We start from the raw sequence: 5,820 nt of genomic DNA on the forward strand, positions 1-5,820 counted from the left end.
CCCCACGCAGATCCTCGCCACCGCCGAGGCCTATCTCCTCGCCTTCGAGGGCCCCCTCGTCCGCCTCTACCCGGGGCACGACGCCGCCCGCGACGCCGCCCGCGAGCTGACCGCGCTCGCGGCCGAGCTGCGGGACCCGGCCGACGCGCTGAGCGGACGGCCGCTCGAACGGCGGCTGGAGCTGGACGTGCACCCGCTGGACGTGCTGCGCGCCTTCGCCGCCGACCGCCGCCTCTCCTCCGCCCTGCGCGAGAGGCTCGAGGAGATCGAGCTGCGTGCCCTGAGCTCGGCCCGCCCCACCGTGGGCGCGGACCAGCTCGTCCGCACCCTGAACTCGACCGGCCGCCCGGTCGCGGTCGTCTCCGACGTGTCGCCGCACGTCATCTCGGCCTATCTGCAGGGGCGTTCGCTGGCCGTACGGGCCGGGGTGCACGGCCGTACCGACGACCCGGCGCGCCTCATGCCGCACCCCGACGCCCTGCACCGGGCGCTGCACCAGCCCGGTTCCCCCACCCCGCACGGCGTGCTGATCGGCTCGTCGCCCGCGGAGCTGCTCTCCGCGCGCGCCATCGACCTCCCGTTCGTCGGCTACGCCCCGACCGACCACGCCGCGGCCCGCCTCACCGAACTCGGCGCCCGCCACGTCGTACGCCACCTGTCCGCACTGATCGACGCAGTCCGGACCATCACCTAACGGGCAGTCACACCGACTGGCTCATACGTTTTTTCACCCGCCCGGCCCTGCCTCACCCGGCCCATTCCAGCGCGCGGAATCCCGGCTTCGGCCGCACGATGCCAAAAGGGCCGCAGCCGCGGCCCGTCACGGTCTGCGCTCTCGGGAGGATCTGCCATGACCGTCAGTCTGGAGCAGTTGCGCCGCTGCCACTTCGCCGTCGACCTGGGTGCCGCGCGCACCCGCGTGTACGTCAAGGGTGCGGGTCTCGTCGTCGACGAGCCGAGCGCGGCAGCGATCAACACCCGCACCGGCGCGCTGATCGCGGTCGGCGAGCTCGCGGAGAAGATGACGGGGCGCACCCCCGGCTACATCCGGGTGGTGCGGCCGGTGTCGGGCGGCACCGTCGTCGACATCGAGATGGCGCAGCGGATGCTGCGGCACCTGCTCGGCGAGAAGCTCCGTCGCGCCCTGCGCCGCAAGCCGCGACTGCGGGCGGCGGCCTGCACCCCGCACGACGCGGACCCGCTGGCGCAGCGCGCGGCGGTGGAGACGCTGGTCGGGCTCGGCGCGCGCCGGGTCGAGCTGGTCGACACCCTGATCGCCGCCGCCGTCGGCTGCGGACTGCCGGTGGAGCAGCCCGAGGCGACCATGATCATCGTGTGTGGTGCGGCCACCACGCAGATCGCCGTGCTGTCGCTCGGCGCGATCGTGACGGCCGACCGGGTGCCCGTCGGCGGCGACGCCATCGACCACGCCGTCGTACAGCACCTGCGCCAGCAGCACGAGTTGATGCTGCCCTCACAGTCCGTACGTCCCCTGCAGCTCGCGCTGAGCGGCAACGGCCTCACCCCGCACGGCCCGGAGCACACCGAGATCCACGGCCGCGACGTGGCCACCGGCCTGGCGCGCTCCGTGCACGTCGACACCTCCGCGGTGCGGCGCGCGATCCACACCCCGCTGACCGCCGTCCTCGACGGCATCGGCAAGGTGCTCCGCGACTGCCCGCCCGACCTGGTCGCCGACCTCGCGGACCGCGGCATCATGATGGTCGGCGGCAGCGCGCTGCTGCCCGGCCTCGACCAGATGCTGCGGGACGCGACGGGTATGCCGGTGCACATCGCCGAGCGCCCCGACGTGTGCGCCGTGCAGGGCCTGGGCGCGATGATGGAGGGCAAGATCCAGCCGTTGGTCCTCGACCCGCTGGCCGGCTGATCCCCGTACGCCGCCCGACGACGCATGGACGATCGTGTCCGCGGTGAGCCACGTGACCAGGGGCGGGCCACTGACGCGAGCGGGAGGACGGCCGTCACGATGACCACGAACACACGCGAACCCGGGGTGCCGTCCGGTCTCTCCGTCCTCCTGGAGGCGGTGCTGAGCGTCGGCACCGAGCTCGAACTGCGCTCCGTGCTGCAGCACTTGGTGGACAGTGCCGTGGCCCTGACGGGCGCCGCGCACGGCGTGCTCGACGTCGTCGACCCCGGGCACGGCTCACTCCTGGAGTCCGTCAGCACGGGCACCCCGGACACCGGCCCGTCGCCCGCGGTGCTGGCCGTCCCCATCCACGTGCAGGAGACGGCGTTCGGGCGGCTGCGGCTGACCGGGAAGGCGGCGCCCGGGTTCACCGACGACGACCTGGACCTGCTGCGGGTCCTCGCCACGCAGGCGGGCATCGCCGTCGGCAACGCCCGGCTGTACGAGACCGCCCGGCAGCGCGAGCGCTGGATCGAGGGCGCCGCCGCGGTCACCACGGCGCTGCTCACGGGCCGTGCGGAGGACGCCCTGACCACGGTCGCGGAGCGGGCCAGACTGCTCGCCGACGCCGCGGCGGGCGTGGTGCTGCAGCCGACGGAGGCGGGCGGCATGGAGATCGTGGCGGCGAGCGCCGTGGACGACGCGCACTCCCTGCTCGGTACGACGATCCGGCCGGGCAGCGCGGTCCTGGCCCAACTCCTCACCGGGGAGCCGGTGTTCATCGACGACTCGGCGAACGATCCGCGGATGACGACGGACGTCCGGGTGCGGTTCGGCCCCAGCATGATGCTGCCGCTGCAGGCGGCCGGGAAGCTGATCGGCACGCTGGCCCTGCCCCGCCGCCGCGACGCCCGTCCGTACACCTCGGTCGACCACCTCCTGGCCACCCAGTTCGCCTCGCAGGCGGCGCTCGCCCTGGTCCTCGCCGACGCGCAGGCGGGCCGCGAGCGGCTCGCCGTGTTCGAGGACCGCGACCGGATCGCGCGCGATCTGCACGATCTGGTCGTCCAGCGGCTGTTCGCGACCGGCATGATGCTGGAGTCCGCGCAGCGCCGGGCGCGGGTCGAGGACGTGCGGGACACGATCGGCCGTGCCGTCGACGAGCTGGAGTCGACGATCCAGGAGGTGCGCACCACGATCTTCGCGCTGCAGCAGCCGCCGGCCGACGCCCCGACGACGTTCCGCGGGAAGGTGCTGCGGGAGACGGCCGGCGCCGCCGCGATCCTCGGCTTCGCGCCGTCCGCGCAGTTCACGGGCCCCGTGGAGGCGACCGTGGGCGAACCGGTGCAGGCGCAGCTGCTGGCGGCCCTGCGCCGTGCGCTGGCCACGGCGTCGCGGCGGACCGCGATCTCCCGGATCGAGGTCGCGGTCGACGCGACGGCGACGCTGCCGGACGGCCGCCCGGCGGTCCGGCTCACCGTGACGGACAACGGGCGGCGCGAGGACGGGGCGGAGGGGACGACGGTGACGTGGCAGTCGCCCCGGTGACGGCGGCCCGGCAGGCGGCGCTTCGGGGATGAGCGGCGCCGACTCCGTTCATCCCCGGCGCTCACCGCTGGTTCACGGGTCGAGGGGAGCGTACGGCACCCGGCTGCGGCCCGTCGCACCGCAATACGCGGTGATGTCCACAAAGCGCGACACGGATCTTGACCGGTCCCGGCGCCCGGGTCAGGCGCTGCGCAGCGTCTGCGAGGGCGTCTCGCCGAACCGGACGCGGTAGCGGCGCGCGAACCGGCCCAGGTGCGCGAAGCCCCATTCGTAGGCGACGTCCGTGACGGTGACCGTGCCGGGCACCGAGGCCCGCAGCTGCTGGCGCACTCGCTGCAACCGGACCTCGCTGACGTACGCCATCGGGGACATGCCCACGTTCCGGCGGAACGCCTCTTGCAGGGTGCGCAGGCTGACCTGGGCGATCGCGGCGAGCCCGGCCGCGTCGTAGGGCTCCGCCGGCCGTTCCCGTACGGCGTCCATGACGCGCTTGACGGCGGCGGGCCGCATCCCGGGCGGTGGCGCCTCCAAGGCCTCCCGGTACGGGTGGTCGGAGGCGAGCAACAGCCCTTCCAGCAGGGTCTGTTCGAGCCGTCCCGCGATGATGGGCTGGTGCAGCAGGCCGTGCGAGACGTCCTGCTCCAGCAGGCTCCACTGCACGAGGTTGGCCCAGCTCCGGCCGGGGCCGCGGGAGATGTCCAGATACGGCCCGAACCGGGGCGGCCTGGCCAGCGGCCGCCCGAGCAGGGTCTCCAGCTGGGCGTGCAGGGCCGCCTTGTCTATCTTCACGGTGAGGCTGTAGCAGTCGGCGGACCACTCCTCGATGCGGATGCCGTGTCCCGGGTCGAAGAACACCGCACGGTCGGACGTGGTGTACGCGGCCGGCCCGCCGCCCTGCCGGACGGCGAAGCCGCCGGCGAGCGGCACGGCGACGTGGTGGACGCCCGGTTCGCCGAAGCTCATCCGCATCTCGGCGCCGAACGAGATGTCGCCGACGGTGAGCGCGCCCAGGGCGACGACGCCGAGGTTCGCGACGAACTCCCCGGCCCCGCGCGTCACTTCGAGGTCGAGGTCGTAGTAGTGCGCGGCGATCGCCGTCCGCGTCTCCTCGATCTCGCGCGTGACGTACCGGTGGAACTCCGCGCCCCGGCCTTCTCCCGCAGCCACCCTGATGCGCCCCCTCCGCCCCGCTCGTCGAACGCGGCGACCTCGACAGCATTGTCTCCCCACCACCCTGCGCGTTCAGGCCGTCCTGCAAACGCCGTCGCCGGTTCCGGGATTCGCTCTTATCAGGGTCCGCCCGCGGCATTCCCCGCAACTCCCGCCACAATGAGCCCCGATGTCCCTTTTCCTCGTGACGAAGGTCGCCCACCCCTCTGACCTGGCCCGATGCCGTCGATCAAGGAGTATCCCCAACTCCCTTCCAACACCCCGGCACTGACGCCCTTTCGGTTGTCCCTTTGCACTCGGCAGTACAAATTCCGCCTCCATAACCGGGTGGTAGCGTCGCCGGCCGACGAACCGAATACCGAATTCCCATTCTCCGAGCCGCCCGTTCCCCGGGCGGCTTCGGAGTTTTGGGACGCAGCCGTGAGGAGCCGACGACCGTGGGCCACATGCACCACTTCAGCGCAGGCTGGGTGACCCCCGTCCTGTCGTACGTCATGGCCGTGCTCGGCAGCGCTCTCGGCCTGCGCTGCACGGTGCGGGCCCTGGGCACCGAGGGCCGGTCCCGGCGGAACTGGCTGCTGACGGCCGCCGTCGCCATCGGCGCGGGCATCTGGACGATGCACTTCATCGCCATGCTCGGCTTCGGCGTCTCCGGGACCCCGATCCGCTACGACGTCTGGCGCACCGTGCTCAGCCTGCTCGTCGCGATCGTGGTGGTCGGCGCGGGCGTCTGCACGGTCGGCTACTGGCGCTCCCGGATCCCCGCGCTGCTCGCCGGCGGTCTCGCCACCGGGCTCGGCGTCGCGTCCATGCACTACCTGGGCATGAGCGCCGTGCGACTGCACGGCCGGATCACGTACGCCCCCGGGCTCGTGGCGCTGTCGGTCCTCATCGCGGTGGCCGCCGCCACCGCGGCGCTGGGGGCCGCGCTCATCGTGCGCCGCCCGGTGGTCGCGGCGCTCGCCGCGCTGGTGATGGGCGTCGCGGTCAGCAGCATGCACTACACCGGCATGGCGGCCGTCCGGGTCGCCGTCACCCCGGGCGACGGCGGGCTGAGCGGTGCGACCACCACCGACTTCATCTTCCCTCTGGCCGTCGTGCTCGGCTCGTTCCTCTTCCTCACCTGCGCCTTCGTCGCGCTCTCCCCCACCGCGCGGGAGCGGTCGGCCGCCGCCGAGGCCGCGCGTCCGCTGGCCGACGTCGAGCTCCCGGCCACCTGAGACCGCTCCGGA

Annotated in this window: 5 protein-coding genes; 4 read left to right on the plus strand and 1 reads right to left on the minus strand. The window is 73.5% G+C overall.

The genetic code is table 11. The annotated features are described in order from the left end of the window. The 3 genes from M4J07_RS46350 to M4J07_RS46360 all read left to right on the plus strand — a co-directional run. A partial coding sequence (locus M4J07_RS46350) for an HAD family hydrolase (protein ID WP_374215200.1) occupies positions 1 to 694 on the plus strand: 694 nt, incomplete at its 5' end. Positions 695 to 850: 156 nt separating this feature from the next. Beyond that, a complete protein-coding gene (locus M4J07_RS46355) occupies positions 851 to 1,888 on the plus strand; it encodes a rod shape-determining protein (protein WP_255983155.1) in 1,038 nt (345 codons plus the stop codon). 99 nt (positions 1,889 to 1,987) lie between these two features. Continuing rightward, positions 1,988 to 3,418 carry a sensor histidine kinase gene (locus M4J07_RS46360; protein WP_255983157.1) on the plus strand — a complete coding sequence of 477 codons (1,431 nt, stop codon included), beginning with the start codon at positions 1,988 to 1,990 and terminating at the stop codon, positions 3,416 to 3,418. Positions 3,419 to 3,598: 180 nt separating this feature from the next. Here the strand turns inward: M4J07_RS46360 and M4J07_RS48385 are convergent, their stop codons facing one another. Further along, positions 3,599 to 4,585, minus strand: coding sequence for an AraC family transcriptional regulator (locus M4J07_RS48385; protein WP_255983158.1), 987 nt, complete (start codon positions 4,583 to 4,585; stop codon positions 3,599 to 3,601). A gap of 440 nt (positions 4,586 to 5,025) precedes the next feature. On the opposite strand from M4J07_RS48385, the gene M4J07_RS46370 reads away from it, so the two are divergent. Continuing rightward, positions 5,026 to 5,808, plus strand: a complete 783-nt coding sequence (locus tag M4J07_RS46370) for an MHYT domain-containing protein (RefSeq protein ID WP_255983159.1) — start codon at positions 5,026 to 5,028, stop codon at positions 5,806 to 5,808. Positions 5,809 to 5,820: the final 12 nt, after the last annotated feature.

The sequence above is a fragment of the Streptomyces longispororuber genome (genome assembly GCF_024448165.1).
Lineage (GTDB): Bacteria > Actinomycetota > Actinomycetes > Streptomycetales > Streptomycetaceae > Streptomyces > Streptomyces longispororuber_A.

Bases quoted from the DNA above. Each gene is read 5' to 3' on its own strand.
- M4J07_RS46355 (WP_255983155.1), top strand. From the start codon at position 851: ATGACCGTCAGTCTGGAGCAGTTGCGCCGCTGCCACTTCGCCGTCGAC.
- M4J07_RS46360 (WP_255983157.1), top strand. From the start codon at position 1,988: ATGACCACGAACACACGCGAACCCGGGGTGCCGTCCGGTCTCTCCGTC.